The sequence below is a fragment of the Devosia enhydra genome (assembly GCF_900119845.1).
GTDB lineage: Bacteria > Pseudomonadota > Alphaproteobacteria > Rhizobiales > Devosiaceae > FPKU01.
Map to the genome: position 1 here is coordinate 444,959 of NZ_FPKU01000002.1, position 15,882 is coordinate 460,840.

General features: G+C 66.7%; 15 protein-coding genes. 9 read left to right on the forward strand and 6 right to left on the reverse strand.

The window, feature by feature from the left end; genetic code table 11:
* Window positions 1-89: 89 nt before the first annotated feature.
* From truB to pnp, 4 genes are all read left to right on the forward strand, one after another.
* On the forward strand, window positions 90-998 hold the full coding sequence (gene truB, locus BT183_RS11250; protein WP_072342864.1) for a tRNA pseudouridine(55) synthase TruB: 909 nt from the start codon (window positions 90-92) through the stop codon (window positions 996-998).
* 236 nt (window positions 999-1,234) lie between these two features.
* Window positions 1,235-2,839 (forward strand): sensor histidine kinase, encoded by a 1,605-nt coding sequence (locus tag BT183_RS11255; RefSeq protein ID WP_143145767.1) that lies wholly within the window; start codon window positions 1,235-1,237, stop codon window positions 2,837-2,839.
* 203 nt (window positions 2,840-3,042) lie between these two features.
* Window positions 3,043-3,312, forward strand: coding sequence for a 30S ribosomal protein S15 (rpsO, locus tag BT183_RS11260; RefSeq protein WP_072342869.1), 270 nt, complete (start codon window positions 3,043-3,045; stop codon window positions 3,310-3,312).
* 423 nt (window positions 3,313-3,735) lie between these two features.
* A complete protein-coding gene (gene pnp, locus BT183_RS11265) occupies window positions 3,736-5,871 on the forward strand; it encodes a polyribonucleotide nucleotidyltransferase (RefSeq protein WP_072342871.1) in 2,136 nt (711 codons plus the stop codon).
* A 130-nt stretch (window positions 5,872-6,001) separates the two neighbouring features.
* Here pnp and BT183_RS11270 read toward each other — a convergent pair whose 3' ends face one another.
* From BT183_RS11270 to rph, 4 genes are all read right to left on the reverse strand, one after another.
* The gene (locus tag BT183_RS11270) at window positions 6,002-6,397 is read right to left on the reverse strand and encodes a hypothetical protein (RefSeq protein WP_143145768.1); all 396 of its coding nucleotides are present in this window, start codon (window positions 6,395-6,397) and stop codon (window positions 6,002-6,004) included.
* Between the two features lie 100 nt (window positions 6,398-6,497).
* Window positions 6,498-7,670, reverse strand: coding sequence for a radical SAM family heme chaperone HemW (gene hemW, locus BT183_RS11275; RefSeq protein ID WP_072344633.1), 1,173 nt, complete (start codon window positions 7,668-7,670; stop codon window positions 6,498-6,500).
* 7 nt (window positions 7,671-7,677) lie between these two features.
* Entirely contained in the window at window positions 7,678-8,328 is a 651-nt protein-coding gene (locus tag BT183_RS11280) for a non-canonical purine NTP pyrophosphatase (RefSeq protein ID WP_072342877.1), read from the reverse strand.
* Entirely contained in the window at window positions 8,325-9,044 is a 720-nt protein-coding gene (gene rph / locus BT183_RS11285) for a ribonuclease PH (protein ID WP_072342879.1), read from the reverse strand. The genes BT183_RS11280 and rph overlap by 4 nt, the downstream gene beginning before the upstream one ends.
* Window positions 9,045-9,188: 144 nt before the next feature.
* Here rph and hrcA point away from each other — a divergent pair, with 144 nt between their 5' ends.
* Both hrcA and grpE read left to right on the forward strand, forming a co-directional pair.
* Window positions 9,189-10,274, forward strand: coding sequence for a heat-inducible transcriptional repressor HrcA (gene hrcA / locus BT183_RS11290; RefSeq protein WP_072344636.1), 1,086 nt, complete (start codon window positions 9,189-9,191; stop codon window positions 10,272-10,274).
* 121 nt (window positions 10,275-10,395) lie between these two features.
* A complete protein-coding gene (gene grpE, locus BT183_RS11295; protein ID WP_072342881.1) occupies window positions 10,396-11,022 on the forward strand; it encodes a nucleotide exchange factor GrpE in 627 nt (208 codons plus the stop codon).
* A 278-nt stretch (window positions 11,023-11,300) separates the two neighbouring features.
* Here the strand turns inward: grpE and BT183_RS11300 are convergent, their stop codons facing one another.
* On the reverse strand, window positions 11,301-12,239 hold the full coding sequence (locus BT183_RS11300; protein WP_177282559.1) for a 2-hydroxyacid dehydrogenase: 939 nt from the start codon (window positions 12,237-12,239) through the stop codon (window positions 11,301-11,303).
* Between the two features lie 255 nt (window positions 12,240-12,494).
* Between BT183_RS11300 and BT183_RS11305 the strand changes: the two genes are divergently transcribed.
* Complete coding sequence (locus BT183_RS11305; protein ID WP_072344639.1) at window positions 12,495-13,043, forward strand: SH3 domain-containing protein; 549 nt, start codon at window positions 12,495-12,497, stop codon at window positions 13,041-13,043.
* Between the two features lie 298 nt (window positions 13,044-13,341).
* Here the strand turns inward: BT183_RS11305 and irrA are convergent, their stop codons facing one another.
* The gene (gene irrA / locus BT183_RS11310; protein ID WP_084603466.1) at window positions 13,342-13,785 is read right to left on the reverse strand and encodes an iron response transcriptional regulator IrrA; all 444 of its coding nucleotides are present in this window, start codon (window positions 13,783-13,785) and stop codon (window positions 13,342-13,344) included.
* A gap of 193 nt (window positions 13,786-13,978) precedes the next feature.
* Between irrA and fabA the strand changes: the two genes are divergently transcribed.
* The gene (fabA, locus tag BT183_RS11315) at window positions 13,979-14,485 is read left to right on the forward strand and encodes a 3-hydroxyacyl-[acyl-carrier-protein] dehydratase FabA (protein WP_072342887.1); all 507 of its coding nucleotides are present in this window, start codon (window positions 13,979-13,981) and stop codon (window positions 14,483-14,485) included.
* Window positions 14,486-14,527: 42 nt separating this feature from the next.
* Window positions 14,528-15,754, forward strand: a complete 1,227-nt coding sequence (fabB, locus tag BT183_RS11320) for a beta-ketoacyl-ACP synthase I (RefSeq protein ID WP_072342890.1) — start codon at window positions 14,528-14,530, stop codon at window positions 15,752-15,754.
* Window positions 15,755-15,882: the final 128 nt, after the last annotated feature.

Below are 15,882 nucleotides of genomic sequence, written 5' to 3' on the forward strand. Positions count from 1 at the left end.
CTCGGCTCCGCTCCGGCCGTCCGGGCCTTCGGCTCACTCTTTAGCCGCGCGGCCATCAGCGCGGATGCTTTTTTTGAAGGATTTCACCGGTGACCAAGCCGAAGCGCATCAAGCGCCCGATTTCGGGCTGGCTGATCTTCGACAAGCCCTATGACCTGGCCTCGACCGAAGCGGTCGGCAAGCTCAGATGGCTCTATTCGGCCGCCAAGGCCGGTCATGCCGGCACGCTCGACCCGCTCGCCACCGGCATCCTGCCGATCGCCTTCGGACAGGCGACCAAGACCGTGCCGATGATCCAGGACGGTACCAAGACCTATCATTTCACCGTGCGCTGGGGCAGCGCGACCACGACCGACGACATCGAGGGCGAGGTGATCGCGACCTCGCCCGTGCGGCCCGAGGCACCGGCCCTCACTGCGCTGCTGTCGCGCTTTACCGGCACCATCCTCCAGACCCCTCCGCCGTTCTCGGCCATCCGGGTCGACGGGCAGCGCGCCTATGATCTGGCGCGCGCCGGCGAGACCGTGGTGCTCGCCCCGCGCGAGATCACCATCGATTCGCTTCGGCTGATCGCGCATTCGGGCGAGGAGAGCCGCTTCGAGGCGATCTGCCAGAAGGGCACCTATGTGCGCGCGCTGGCCCGTGACCTCGCCGAGGCGCTCGGCACCAAGGGGCATGTCACGGCGCTGCGGCGCACCGCCGTCGGGCCCTTCCACGAAGCGGACGCCGTTGGGCTTGAAGCAATCGAAGCGCTTGACGAAGCGGGCCGCGACGCGCTTTTGCGGCCCATCGCCGAGGCGCTGGGGGAGCTGCCCGAAATCCGGCTTTCTCCCGAGCAGATGACGGCGATCGGCCATGGCAATCCGGTGCTGCTGACCGGCGCGCGGGCGCCGGTCAACCTCGGCGAAGCCTGGGCCAGCTTCAAGGGCGAGGCCTGTGCGCTGGGGCGCGTCGAGGCCGGGCATTTTCATCCTTCGCGCCTCCTCTCCGGAGGCTGACCGGCTGCGGCGCTATGTCCTGCTTTATGGACAGGGCCCGGCTGTGACGCCATTATCGACATCGATCGGCGGGAGGAGCGCTTTGCTCGGACCCGGGGGCCTGTTGCATTCGCGGCGGCCGAAGGGGTGGGAGGCGGCTTCTGGTCAAGCAGGACAAGGGCGATGCAAGGGCTAAGCGCCCCGGCCGTTCGCGCCCCATCGCCTATTATCTCATCGGTCTGGCGCTCGTGGCGCTGGTGCCGAGCTTCTTGTTCTCGGCCATGCTGCTGGGCCGCAACGCCCTGTCGCAGGAACAGATTACCGAGACCCTCGTGCAGGGCACGGTGGGGGCCCTCGTACAGACCGTCGAGCGCGAAATCGCCGCCAACATCACGACGCTGCGGGTGCTCGCCACATCCCCCACCCTCGCGACGGGCGATTATCGCGGTTTTCACGAGCGCGCCCGGCTCGCGCTTGCGGGTACGGGCGCCAACATCTTCGTGATGGATCGCGGGCTCGAGACGCTGCTCTCGACGCGACGCGATTATGACGACGTGCGTTCGCGCACCGCCGACCCCGCTTCGGCCGAACTCGCCTTTTCCAGCGGCGCCGTGGTGATCTCGGATGTGCTGGTGGGCGCCGAGTCGCGTCGACTCGTCTACAATATCCTGATGCCCGTCGCCCCTGCCGGGGCCGCCCCCGTGGTCGTGGCGCTCAACCAGGAGGCGGCCGGACTTTCGAGCGCGCTCCTCGCCATTCGCCTGCCAGCGGGCTGGGAGGTGGGCCTCGTGGATGCCAAGGGAACGCTCGTCGCCGGATCGCCCGGAGCCGGCGAGACGGGCATGCCCTTCCGCCTTGTCGAGGGCGCCCCCTTGATCGAGGCGGACGGCTGGCAGGCGGTGCGCGCCGAGAACGAGACGCTGCGCATCATTACGCGTCGCTCGCCTCTGACCAACTGGACGCTGGTGGCCTGGGCCCCCGAATGGGTGATCACCCAGCCGCTGGTGATCAGCATCGCCTGGCTTTTCGGGGGCGGTTTCCTCGTCGGGCTCGCCACCATCGCCGCGATCTACTGGCTGAGCCTCAGGATCGGGCGGTCGGTCAAGCTTCTCGCCGAAGACGCCCAGCGCCTGGGATCGGGCGAGGCCGTGCTGCGGCGGGCCTATCCCATTTCGGAGATCGCCACGGTCGCGGACGCCATCGGCGATGCCGCCGAGGCCCGGCAGGCAGCGCTGGCCGAAATCCGCTTCCTCATGCGCGAGCTCGCCCATCGCAGCAAGAACCAGATGACGGTGATCGCCGCCATGGCCAAGCAGACGGCGCGCTCGGCGACCTCGGTGCCCGAATTCGTCGCCGCCTTCGAGCGCCGCATCATGGGGCTTGCCGGTTCAACCGACCTGCTACTGGCCCATGGGATGGCCGGGGTGGAACTGGGCGCGCTTTTGCGCCGCCAGCTCGAGCCCTTCACCGATCTCGACACCGGGCGGGTGCAGCTCAGCGGTCCGGCGGTACGCCTCAATGCGCAGTCGGCCCAGATCGTCGGCATGGCGGCCCATGAGCTGGCGACCAATGCCGTCAAATATGGCGCCTTCTCCACCGAAGCCGGGCGTCTTACCGTCGACTGGCAGGTGGAGGGCGAGCATGTCGCGCTCTCCTGGCGCGAACACGTGCCCGTCCCGCCCCAGCCGTCGAGCCGGCGCGGCTTCGGCACCACGGTGCTCGAAACCATGGTCGGGCGATCGCTTTCAGCCGAAGTCGGCTCGACGCTTCACCCCGATGGCATGGAATGGCGCTTCCGCATTCCGCTCGCCGCGCTCGACCCGGTTCTGGCCACCCCCGCGGAGGATGCTGCGGTCGGCTGAGAGGGCGCTCCCGACCGCCCTCGATCGGCCCCCGGTGGCGGGCCGAACCCCGGCGTTTTTCGAGAATTGACTGGCAATTGGTGCCGGCATGCCCTATATGCCCCCGCATGCGGCAGGGCCTTCGCGCCCTTTCCCGCCCCGGCTCGCCCTGGACGACATCCCGGAGCGCAGCGACTTTTCCCCCCGTTTGAAAGGATGGACCGATGTCGATCACGCCAGACCGCAAGAGCACGCTCATTTCCGAATACGCGACCAAGGAAGGCGACACCGGTTCGCCCGAAGTCCAGGTCGCGATCCTGTCGGAGCGCATTGCTAACCTGACCGAGCACTTCAAGAGCCACAACAAGGACAACCACTCCCGTCGTGGCCTGCTCAAGATGGTGTCGACCCGTCGTCGCCTGCTCGACTATGTCCGCAAGTCGGACGAGGCCCGTTACAAGGCCCTGATCGAGCGCCTCGGCCTGCGCCGCTAGGCGTCGCAATCCCGGGGACCGGAGCTTTCCTCCGGCCCCTGTGGCCCGTGATCGGCCTTTGGCCGATATCGACCCCTCCCGCGAGGCACGCCTCGCAGGTCCCGGTCGGAAGCCTGTCTTGTGCGGGCCCGACCTCAGCGCAAGGCCGACAAGTCCATGCGGAGCATGGCGAGATCGTCGGCCGCTCATGGCACCCCGAGGGTGCCCGTCCCCTTTGTCTTGCGGACATCTGAGCGGCTCATCGTCTTGTCCATGTTCCGCCCCTCCGCCGCACAGGCGGTGTCAGCCGCGGAAACCGTGCCGATTTTGGGCCGGCCGAGCACATGGGGTGCGCGGCGCGGCTGGCACACCGGACGAGTTCGTGGGGAAGGATGCGCGCCCCGCGTTCCCGCTCGTTCCGGCAGAAATGGAAGGACGAGAACCATGTCCATCGACTTCGCTCACCACACGGTCGAGCTCAACTGGGGCGGCCAGCCCCTCACCCTCGAAACCGGCAAGATCGCCCGCCAGGCCGATGGCGCCGTGCTCGCCACGCTCGGCGAGACCGTGCTGCTGGCCACGGTGGTTTCGGCCAAGTCGGCCAAGCCGGGGCAGGATTTCTTCCCGCTCACGGTCAACTACCAGGAAAAATACTTCGCCGCCGGCAAGATCCCGGGCGGCTATTTCAAGCGCGAAGGGCGCCCGACCGAAGCCGAGACACTGATCTCGCGCCTCATCGACCGCCCGATCCGCCCGCTTTTCCCCGAGGGCTACAAGAACGAGACGCAGGTCATCGTCACCGTTCTCCAGCATGACCTCGAGAACAACCCGGACGTGCTCGCGATGGTCGCGGCATCGGCCGCGCTGACCATCTCCGGCGTGCCTTTCATGGGCCCGATCGGTGCGGCGCGCGTCGGCTATATCGATGGCCAGTACGTGCTCAACACCCCCATCGACAAGCGCAGCGATTCCAAGCTCGACCTGATCATGGCCGGCACCCAGGATGCGGTGCTGATGGTGGAATCGGAGGCCAAGGAGCTCTCCGAAGAGGTGATGCTGGGCGCCGTGATGTTCGGCCATGAGCAGAGCCGCAAGGTCATCGACGCGATCATCAAGCTGGCCGAGCTGGCCGCCAAGGAGCCGCGCGAGTTCACCGCTCCCGATTATTCCGCGCTCGAAAAGGACGTTCTGGCGATTGCCGAGACCGACCTGCGCGCCGCCTACCAGCTCACCGACAAGCAGGCCCGCTACGCCGCCGTCGGCACCGCCAACGCCAAGGTGAAGGAAGCCTTTGCTGCCCGCATCGAGGCTGGCGAGGTTTCGTCCGAGGATCTGGGCGAGGTGGTGCACAACCTCCAGGCCAAGATCGTGCGCTGGAACATTCTCGACACCGGCCACCGCATCGATGGGCGTGACCTCAAGACGGTCCGTCCGATCGTTGCCGAAGTCGGCGTGCTGCCCCGTACCCACGGCTCGGCGCTCTTCACCCGCGGCGAGACGCAGGCCCTCGTGGTCGCGACCCTCGGCACGGGCGAGGACGAGCAGTATATCGATACGCTCGAGGGCACGAAGAAGGAGAACTTCCTTCTCCATTACAACTTCCCTCCCTATTCGGTGGGCGAGGCGGGCCGCATGGGCTCGCCGGGTCGTCGTGAAATCGGCCATGGCAAGCTGGCCTGGCGCGCGGTGAACCCGATCCGTCCCTCGGCCGAGGAATTCCCGTACACCATCCGCGTCGTCTCCGAGATCACCGAGTCCAATGGCTCGTCCTCGATGGCGACCGTGTGCGGCACCTCGCTCGCGCTGATGGATGCCGGCGTGCCGCTGGCGCGCCCGGTGGCGGGCATCGCCATGGGCCTAATCCTCGAAGGCGAGCGCTTCGCGGTGCTCTCTGACATCCTGGGTGACGAAGATCACCTCGGGGACATGGACTTCAAGGTCGCCGGCACCTCCGAAGGCGTCACCAGCCTTCAGATGGACATCAAGATCGCCGGCATCACCGAGGAGATCATGAAGGTCGCCCTGGCCCAGGCCAAGGACGGTCGCGCCCATATCCTGGGCGAAATGGCCAAGGCGCTCGCCACCAGCCGTGGCGAAGTGGGCGAGTTCGCCCCGCGCATCGAGACCATGAAGATCCCGACCGAGAAGATCCGCGAAGTGATCGGCACCGGCGGCAAGGTGATCCGCGAGATCGTCGAGAAGACCGGCGCCAAGATCAATATCGAGGACGATGGCACGATCAAGATCGCCTCGTCGGACGGCAAGCAGATCGACGCGGCCATCAAGTGGATCAAGTCGATCACCGACGAAGCCGAAGTGGGCGCCATCTACCAGGGCACCGTCGTCAAGACCGCCGATTTCGGCGCCTTCGTCAACTTCTTCGGCGCCAAGGACGGCCTCGTGCATATCAGCCAGCTGGCCGAGCAGCGCGTCGCCAAGACCACCGATGTGGTCAAGGAAGGCGACAAGGTCTGGGTCAAGCTCCTCGGCTTTGACGAGCGCGGCAAGGTCCGCCTCTCGATGAAGGTCGTCGACCAGGCGACCGGCAAGGAACTCCAGAAGGGCGAAGCGGCCGAATAAGGCCTGCGCGCTTTAAAATCAAAAGCCCGGGGCTCACGCTCCGGGCTTTTCTGTTTCGGGGCTGGCTGCAGGCGCGCAAAAGCAAAGGGAGGCCCAGGAAACGCAGGGACCTCCGTTTGCTTGAGCTAAATCACGTCGCTTCCTGCGCCGGCGCCCCGTCCACCGGCTCGATCAGCGAGAAGCATGCAAGGGGGTCGTAGCGCATGGTTTCCTGCGCCATCTGCTCGAGCACCTCGACATCATAGTCGTCGATGAGCGCGGCGATCGCGTCGCCATCCATGCCGGCCTCTTCGAGAAGGGTAACGCCGGCCCCGGTCAGCGCTTCGCTCCAGCCATCGAAGGTCTCCATGTCCTCTGCCTTGCCGTCTTCCTCGGCGTCGCCTGCAAGCCAGAACATCGCCGATCCGCACCAGAGCAACTGGTCGGCCAGCGGCGGCACGCCATCGGGCTGGGCCAGGGCGGGGACGGGGGCGGATAGGCAGAGCGCAAGCGCCAAAGGCGCCAGGAGGGTCGGCTTAAAAGACATGATGGAATCGGATCCTTTCAGGACCCGATGAGCAGAGCACGCAGGCGCAATACCGGCAAGCGCCAGTGATGTCCTCTCCCGCGCCCCTTAAGCCCCGACCTCAGGCCGCGAGGTCGGCGACCACCGCGTCGAGCACCGGCCAGCCCTTGTCGGTCACGCGGATGAAGCCGTTGGGCAGGGTCTCGACAAAGCCGATGGAGCGCAGTTCGGCGATCTGGCGATCCGACAGCCGCCGCCCGGAGAGGCGCGCGAAGCGCTCAGGGTCGATGCCCTCGCGCAGGCGCAGGCCCATCACAAGCAGTTCATCGCCCTCTTCTTCCCAAGTGAGAATGTCGTCGGTGGCCATGCCGTGGCCGCGCTGGGCGACACGGCGCTGCCAGTCGAAGGGCATCTTCTCGCAGGCGGTGGCGTGGCGCTGGTTGTCGATGACCAGCCGGCCATGGGCACCCGGACCCACCCCGACATATTCGCCATAGCGCCAGTAGATGAGGTTGTGGCGGCTCTCTTGCCCCGGCCGGGCATGGTTGGAAATCTCATAGGCCGGCAGGCCGGCCTTTTCGGTCATTTCCTGGGTCAGCTCGAAGAAATCGGCCGAGAGGTCCTCGTCCGGCATCTTGAGCTTGCCGGTGCGGTGCAGGTCATAGTAGCGCGTGCCCATCTCGATGGTGAGCTGGTAGAGCGAGAGATGCCCCTGGGCCAGCCACAGCGCCTCGGTCAGCTCATCCTGCCAGTCGTCGAGCGTCTGGCGCGGGCGGGCATAGATGAGGTCAAAGCTCGACCGGTCGAAGATCGACTGCGCCAGCCGCACGGCGGCCACCGCTTCCTCGACGCTATGCAGGCGTCCCAGCTCCTTGAGCGGGGCTTCGCGCAGCGACTGCACCCCCAGCGATACGCGGTTGACGCCGGCGGCGCGATAGCCGCGGAAGCGGTCGGCCTCGACGCTGGTCGGGTTGGCTTCGAGCGTGATCTCGGCCTTGGGGTCGAGCGTCCAGTTGCGGGCGATGGCGTTGAGGATGGTCTCGACCGAGCGCGGCGCCATCAGCGAGGGCGTGCCGCCGCCGAAAAACACCGACTGCACGGTTCGGCCGGGCGTCAGCCGGGCGAAATAGGCCAGTTCCCGCTCATAGGCCGAAACGTAGTCGGCCTCGTCGAAGGCACCGCGATGGACATGGCTGTTGAAGTCGCAATAGGGGCATTTGGCGGCGCAGAACGGCCAGTGCACATAGATGCCGAAAAGCCCGTTGCCGCGCCCGCGGCCATCGCCATGCACCATCATTTGGTCAGGGGGCAAGGGCATCCTCCACGAAGCCGGCAAAGGCGCGGGCGCGATGCGAGAGCCCCACCTTGCCGGGGGCCCAGGAATGTTTTTCGGCCGAGCTCATCTCGCCGAAGGTGCGATCATGGCCATCGGGCATGAACACCGGATCAAAGCCGAAGCCGATGGTGCCGCGGGGCGGCCACACCAGCGTGCCCTCGGCCACGCCCTCATAGAGCGCATCTCGGCCATCGGGGGTGGCAAGGCAGAGCGTGGCCACGAAGCGGCCCCGCCGCTGGCCCGGCTCGCTGGCACCCGCTGCCTGCAGCCCATCCTCAACGCGCCGCATGCCGATGGAGAAATCCCGCCCCGGCCCGGCCCAGTTGGCGGTGTAGACGCCCGGATCGCCCCCCAGCGCATCGACGCAAAGCCCCGAATCGTCCGAAAGCGCGATCATGCCGCTGGCAATCGCCGCGGCATGGGCCTTGATGCGGGCGTTCTCGACAAAGGTCGTGCCGGTCTCGTCGGGCTCGGGCAGGCCCAGCTCCCCGGCCGACACGATCTCGAGCCCGAAGGGTTCGAGCAACTCGCGGAATTCCCTGAGCTTGCCGGCATTGTGGGTTGCCAGCAACAGGGTATCGCCACGCTTGAGCCGGAGGGGATGGGGCGCTGTCATGCGGGGTTGAGCGCCGCCTTTTGCAGCGCCGTCAGCTCGCCGATACCGGCCTCGGCCAGCGCCATCAGCGTCTCGAGCTCGGCCCGGCTGAAGGGCGTCTGTTCGGCGGTGCCCTGGATCTCGACGAAGCGCCCGCTGCCGGTCATGACGAAATTGGCGTCGGTATCGGCCTCTGAATCCTCGGGATAGTCGAGATCGAGCACCGGGGTGCCGCGGAAGATGCCGCAGGACACGGCGGCGACGCTGTCGCGCAGCGGCTCGCCCTTGGTCAGCCCGCGCGCCTTGAGCCAGGTGATCGCATCGGCGAGCGCCACATAGGCGCCGGTGATCGAGGCGGTACGGGTGCCGCCATCGGCCTCGAGCACGTCGCAATCGAGGATGATCTGGTTTTCGCCCAGCGCCGCCATGTCGACCACGGCGCGCATCGACCGGCCGATCAGCCGCTGGATTTCCTGGGTGCGGCCCGATTGCTTGCCCTGGGCCGCCTCGCGGCGGGTGCGGGTATCGGTGGCGCGCGGCAGCATGCCATATTCGGCGGTGACCCAGCCCAGCCCCTGCCCGCGCCGCCACGAGGGCACGCCCTGCTCGACGGTGGCGGTGACGAGCACCCGGGTCGAGCCGAAGCACACGAGGCACGAGCCCTCGGCCTTGGGGGCGATGCCGCGCTCCAGCGTCACGGCGCGCATCTGGTTCGGCTGGCGTCCGGACGGGCGCATGGGCAAATCACCTTCGAAACTGCACGATTAACCGCCTCTTAACCCCTGGCGCGAGCCGGAACAAGCATGAGGGGTGTTTGCTTCCCCGCGCAATTTGCCTACATCCTTATCGATGCCGAGATTTTCTCCGCGCCGTACCGGATCATGAGCAGGCCAGCAGAAGAGTTTCTCTCCGTCCTCAACGCCAGAAGCCAGGATATCTTCCGCAAGCTCGTCGAGCGCTATCTCGAGACGGGCCTGCCGGTGGGGTCCCGCGACCTGTCGCGCATTCTCTCGATCGGGCTCTCGCCCGCATCGGTGCGCAATGTAATGGCCGATCTCGAGGATCTGGGGCTGATCGCGCCGCCCCACACCTCGGCCGGCCGCGCGCCGACGCAGGAAGGCCTGCGCTTTTTCGTCGATGCCATGCTCGAAGTGGGCGCGGTCGACGAAGCCGAGCGCAGCAAGATCGCCCAGCAGATCGAGGGGCACTCCGGCCAAGGCGATATCGAGGATATCCTCACCGAAGCCTCCACGGTGCTCTCGGGGCTCTCGCATGGGGCGGGCCTCGTGATCGCGGCCAAGGCCGACATGGTGCTGCGCCATATCGAATTCGTGCGGCTCGATGCGCAGACGGCCATGGCCATCCTGGTGGGACAGGACGGATCGGTGGAAAACCGCGTGGTGCCGCTGCCCCCGGGGCTTACGGCCAGCGCCCTGACGCAGGCCTCGAACTACCTCGCTTCGATCGCCGTAGGACGTACGCTGAGCGAAGCGCGCGCCGCGCTCGCGGCCCGCCGCAGCGAGCAGAAGGCCGAACTCGACGAGCTGACCCGCCGTCTGGTTGAAAGCGGGCTCGCCGAGCTCTCTGATGCCCCGATGGCCAGCCCGACGGTGATCGTGCGCGGGCGCGCCAACCTCCTCAACGACGCCATGGCGTCGGAGGACCTGCAGCGCATCCGGGAGCTCTTCGACGAGCTCGAAAGCAAGACCGGGCTTATCGAGCTGCTGGGCGATGCGGAAAAGGCGCAAGGGGTGCGCATCTTCATCGGGTCCGAGAACAAACTCTTCTCGCTCTCGGGCTCTTCGGTGATTTTATCGCCCTATCGCGATGCCAACGAGAAGGTGGTGGGCGTGGTCGGCGTCATCGGGCCCACCCGGCTCAATTACGCGCGCATCGTGCCGGTGGTGGATTATACCGCCAATGTCGTCAGCGCCATGATGGGGCGCAAGAAGCAGACCCGAAGCTGAAGCCGGGGCCGCCCTGCCCGCCCGGGAGGGACCGGCTGCGCTCACCAAGGGTTGAAAAGCGCCGCCGTCTGTCCGATATGCGAGCGCAACAGGCCTCAAGCCAAGAATAAGCGGAATTGGGATGAACGAGAACAAGACCCCGAACGACGAAACCGAAGCGGAAATCGCCGAAGCGAGCGCCGCCGCGGACGCCTCCGTCTCCGCCGATGCCGGTGATGAAGCGGCCAAGGCGCTCGAGCAGCTTTCGGGCGAAAACGCCGAGCTCAAGGACCGCATGCTCCGCCTCGCCGCCGAGATGGACAATCTGCGCAAGCGCACCGAGCGCGAAGTGGCCGACACCCGCGCCTATGCCATCGCGAGCTTTGCCCGCGACATGCTCACGGCTACCGATTCGCTCTCGCGAGCCCTGATGGTCATTTCCCCAGAAACCCGCGCCTCGGCCGATGCGACGCTCAAGTCGCTGATCGAGGGCATCGACATGACCGAGCGCGAGATGCAGCGGCTCCTCGCCAAGCACGGCGTCAAGCCGATCGAGGCCGAGGGCCAGAAATTCGATCCGCACCGGCATCAGGCGATGTTCGAGGTGCCCGACGCGACCAAGCCCGAGGGCACCGTGGTGCAGGTGGTGCAGACCGGCTTTGCCATCGGCGAGCGCGTTCTGCGGCCGGCCATGGTCGGGGTCTCGCGCGGCGGCGGGGCTGGCGGTTCGGGCGAGGCCGACACGGCGGGCGTCGACAAGAGCGCCTGATCGGGCGTTCCCGAGGCGGGGCTTGGAGCGGTATTCACTTCGCCTGGAAACGCTCTATGCGCTGCCTAGTGGTTGAATCGCCTCTCATGACGAACTGAGCTCTCAGTCGGCCTCCCTCTCCTTGGACGGGGAGGGCCGGGCTGGGGTGATGGGAGCCAGTGAATCGACGGGGTGTCTGGTGGCTCTCCACCCCCCACCCTTGATCCCTCCCCGCAAGGGGGTGGGTGACGACTGCAACGCCAAGCATCCGCCCAAACGTGAAACGCTCCGGCTGAGGCTCAGCGCCGCCCGTCGGGCAAAACCCGATGGGGCGGCTGATGTCCGTCCATGAAGGTGCGGATATTGACGATCACCGTCTCGCCCATCTCCACCCGGGCCTCGAGCGTTGCCGAGGCCATGTGGGCGGTGAGGATCACCCGGTTCTCGCGCGCCAGCGACAAGAGATCGGGGTTGATGCCGTGCCGGTGCTCGACCACGTCGAGCGCCGCCCCAGAGAGATGGCCCGAGCGGATTTCGGCCACCAGCGCTTTTTCGTCGATGAGCTCGGGGCGCGAGACATTGACGACATAGGCATCCTTGCGCATGCGCGCGAGCCGCTCGCCCGAAAGAATGTGGTAGGTATCGCGCGTGTGCGGGGTATGGAGGCTGACGATGTCGACCGCCCCCAGCATCGCGTCAAGATCGGGCCACCAGGTGGCCTCCAGCATCTCCTCGAGCGCGGGCGGCCGCCGGTCGCGCGCGAAATAGTGGATCGAGAGGCCGAAGGCCCGGGCCCGCGCCGCCACCGCCGTGCCGATGCGCCCGAGCCCGACAATGCCCAGCGACTTGCCCCGCAGCCGCCGCCCCAGCATCCAGGTCGGCGCCCAGCCCGGCCAGGCCTCGTCGCCCAACAGCACCCCGGCCCCCTCGACCAGCCGGCGCGGAAGGGCCAGCATCAGCATCACCGCCATGTCGGCGGTATCCTCGGTTAAAACGCTCGGGGTGTTGGTGACCGTGAGGCCGGCCCGATAGGCGGCCTCGACATCGATATTGTCGACCCCGTTGCCGAACTGCGCGATGAGCCGCACCCCCGCCGGCAGGCGGCCCAACAGGTCCGCATCGATGCGGTCGGTGATCGAGGAGACCAGCACCTCATGCCCCTCAAGGGCCGCGACCAGCTGGTCGGCCGAAAGGGGCGAATCACTGGCGTTGAAGCTGGCGTCGAACAGCGTCGCCATGCGCGCCTCGACCGTCTCAGGCAGGCGCCGCGTGACGAAGATCCGGGGCCGCCTGCCGGTCACCCGCGCGGTCCTGTGCAGCTGGCAATGGCCTTTGGGTCCGCGACCGGGGACATCACGAGGTCCTTTCAGCGACCATTAAGGTCTTCGGGGTAAGTGATAGGTCAAATCGCACAGCCACGCAAAGTCATGATCGACCAAGAACACCCCTTCCCCTCGGCCCACCGGGTCTACCGGCGGGAATCGGCAGCTGTCATGCGTGCCATGATTCTCGTCGCCCTGCTCCTTCTCGGCATCGGCTCGGCCGCCATCGGCCTGTCGCAGCGCAGCCACGCGGCGGAAGGTCCGAGCACCGGCCTGCCCCTGCCCCGTTTCGCCACAACGCGCTCGACGCCGATCAATGTGCGGGTGGGGCCGGGCACGCGCTATGGCATCGCCTGGGTCTATGTCAGGGCCGGCACGCCGGTCGAGATCATCCAGGAATTCGACACCTGGCGGAAGATCCGCGATGCCGATGGCTCGGAGGGCTGGGTGCACCAGAACCTCCTTTCGGGGCGCCGGGCCGGCATCACCACCGCGCCGCAATCGGAGGATCGCATCGGGCTCAGGGCCAATCGCGACGAGGCGGCTGCCGTGCGCGCCTGGGTCACGCCCGGCTTTCCCGTCGAGATCGGGCGCTGCGACGGCTCGTGGTGCGAAGTGGTCGCCACCGACCATCCCGAAAATGGTCGCCCGCGCCAGTATACCGGCTTTCTGCAGCAGGACCTGCTCTGGGGCGTCTACAAGGGCGAAGCCTTCGAATAGGGCGAGCCGCATCACCAGACACACAAAAGGCCGCTCACGCGGCCTTTTTTCATTCAGCGGATGCTCGGCCGTTTCACGCTTGGGCTGATGCGCGGCGCTGCAGTCGTCACCCTCCCCCTTTGCGGGGAGGGATCAAGGGTGGGGGGCGGAGAGCCACCAGACACACCGTTGATTCACTGGCTCCCGTCAACCCTCCCCGGCCCTCCCCGTCCAAGGGAAGGGAGGCCGACTGAGAGCTCAGTGCACCCTGAGAGGCGATTCAACCAAAAGGTGAACCGGTTTAGGAGCGGCGGGGCGTTCAGACCTCCTTGCGTACCCTGATCACCACATCGACATGGGTGACCGCCATGCCGGGCGGCGGCTCGGGCAGGTTCTGGATGACGATGGAGGATGAGGGGATGTCGATCACCCGCTGCTCGTCCTCGATATAGAAATGATGGTGGTCCGAAGTGTCGGTATCGAAATAGGAGCGCGAGGCGTCCACCGCCACTTCGCGCAAGAGCCCTGCGCTGCGGAACTGGTGCAGCGTATTGTAGATGGTGGCCAGCGACACGTTGACATGGGCCGAATTGGCTTCGGTGTGAAGCTGCTCGGCGCTGACATGGCGATGGGCGCCCCCGAACAGCAGTTCGGCGAGGGCGACACGCTGCCGGGTCGGGCGGAGGCCGGCCATGCGCAGCACCGCTGTGAGGCAGGGGCGGCGCGAGGGCACGGTACGGGCGGCTAGGCTGCGCTCGGGCATGAACGTCCTTGGTCAAGATCTTGAACCGGAACCTCTTGGTCGACTTATAGCGGCGCCCTCCCTTGCGCACAAGCACTCCGGCCGGCGCTGCGGCATTCGGGCACTTTGCAACGGCCCGTCGAGGGCGCGCGCGACTTGACCCCCCGATGTGCGGCCACTACACACGGGTTCAATTCACGCGCAGGGGAAACCGATGGCGGAACGCCGGCACCAGTTCGCTTACGACGACCTCATCGCCTGCGGCAAGGGCGAGCTTTTCGGCGAGGGCAATGCCCGCCTGCCGCTGCCGCCCATGCTGATGTTCGATCGCATCACCCATATCGACGAGGATGGCGGCGCCCATCATCGCGGCCAGGTGCGGGCCGAACTCGACGTGAACCCCGATCTCTGGTTCTTCGCCTGCCATTTCCAGAACGATCCGGTTATGCCCGGTTGCCTGGGGCTCGACGCCCTGTGGCAGATGACGGGCTTCTTTCTGGGCTGGGGCGGATCGCCCGGGCGGGGTCGCGCGTTGGGCGGAGAGATTAAATTTACCGGCCAGGTGACCAATGACGTTGTACTCGTCGAATACGGTATCGATCTGAAGCGAGTGATGCGCTCGCGCGTCACGCTCGGCATCGCCGACGGGTTCGTCAAGGCCGACGGCAAGGTCATCTACGAGGCCAAGGACCTGCGGGTCGGGCTGTTCACCGATATCTGACCGGACAGTTCCGGCTCTCATGCTAACGGGAAGCGAGACAGAATGAGGCGTGTCGTCGTCACGGGAATGGGTATCGTCTCCTCGATCGGCAACAGCGTGCCCGAGGTGGTCGAGAGCCTGCGCCTGGCGCGGCCCGGCATCAGCTTTGCCGAAGACTATGCCGCGCTGGGCTTTCGCTCGCAGGTGCATGGCGCCCCCACCCTCGATCCGTTCTCGGTCCTCGATCGGCGCGTCACACGCTTCATGGGCAAGGGCGCGGCCTGGAATTACGTGGCGATGCAGGAAGCCATCGCCGATGCCGGGCTCGAAAGCGCCGATATCAGCAATCCGATGACCGGCATCATCATGGGCTCGGGCGGCACCTCCACCCGCACCATCGTGGAAGCCGCCGACATCACGCGCGAGAAAAAGAGCCCCAAGCGCATCGGGCCGCTGGCCGTGCCCAAGGCGATGGGCTCGACCGCCTCGGCGACGCTGGCCACGAGCTTCGGCATCCGCGGCATCAATTTCTCGATCTCGGCGGCCTGCGCCACCTCCAAGCATTGCATCGGCTCCGCCTTCGAGCAGATCCAGTGGGGCAAGCAGGACATCGTCTTTGCCGGCGGCCACGAGGATCTCGACTGGACGCTGTCGGCCCTGTTCGACGCCATGGGCGCCATGAGCTCGGACTTCAACGACACACCGCAAAAGGCCTCGCGCGCCTATGACAAGAACCGCGACGGCTTCGTCATCGCCGGCGGCGCGGGCGTGCTGGTGCTCGAGGAGCGCGAGCATGCGTTGGCGCGCGGCGCCACCATCCATGCCGAAATCGTCGGCTATGGCTCGACGTCGGATGGCGTCGACATGGTCGCGCCCTCGGGCGAAGGCGCCGAGCGCTGCATGCGCATGGCGCTTGAAGGCGTGAAGCGCCTGGTCGACTACATCAACCCGCACGCCACTTCGACCCCGGTCGGGGATGCCCGGGAACTCGAGGCGATCCGGGCGCTCTTTGGCAACGAGGACAAGTGCCCGCCGATCTCGGCCACCAAGTCGCTCACCGGCCACAGCCAGGGCGCGACCGGCGTGCATGAATCGATCTATTCGATCCTGATGATGAAGCACCGCTTCATCGCCGAGAGCGCCAATATCGAGGAACTCGACCCCGCCTTTGCCGACATGCCGATCCTGCGGCAGCGGCGCGACAATGTCGATCTCGGGGTGGTGATCTCCAATTCCTTCGGCTTCGGCGGCACCAATGCCGCCCTGGTCTTCCAGCACCCCGACGCCTAAGCGGGGGTCCGACTGACGTTGGGCCCGTTGGTTGCTCGCATTTTACCCCTCCCACCGGGTCGTCCCCGTGAAAACGGGGACCTCCGTTCAGGATGCTTGCAGCGTGAAACGGGGATTCCTGCTTTCGC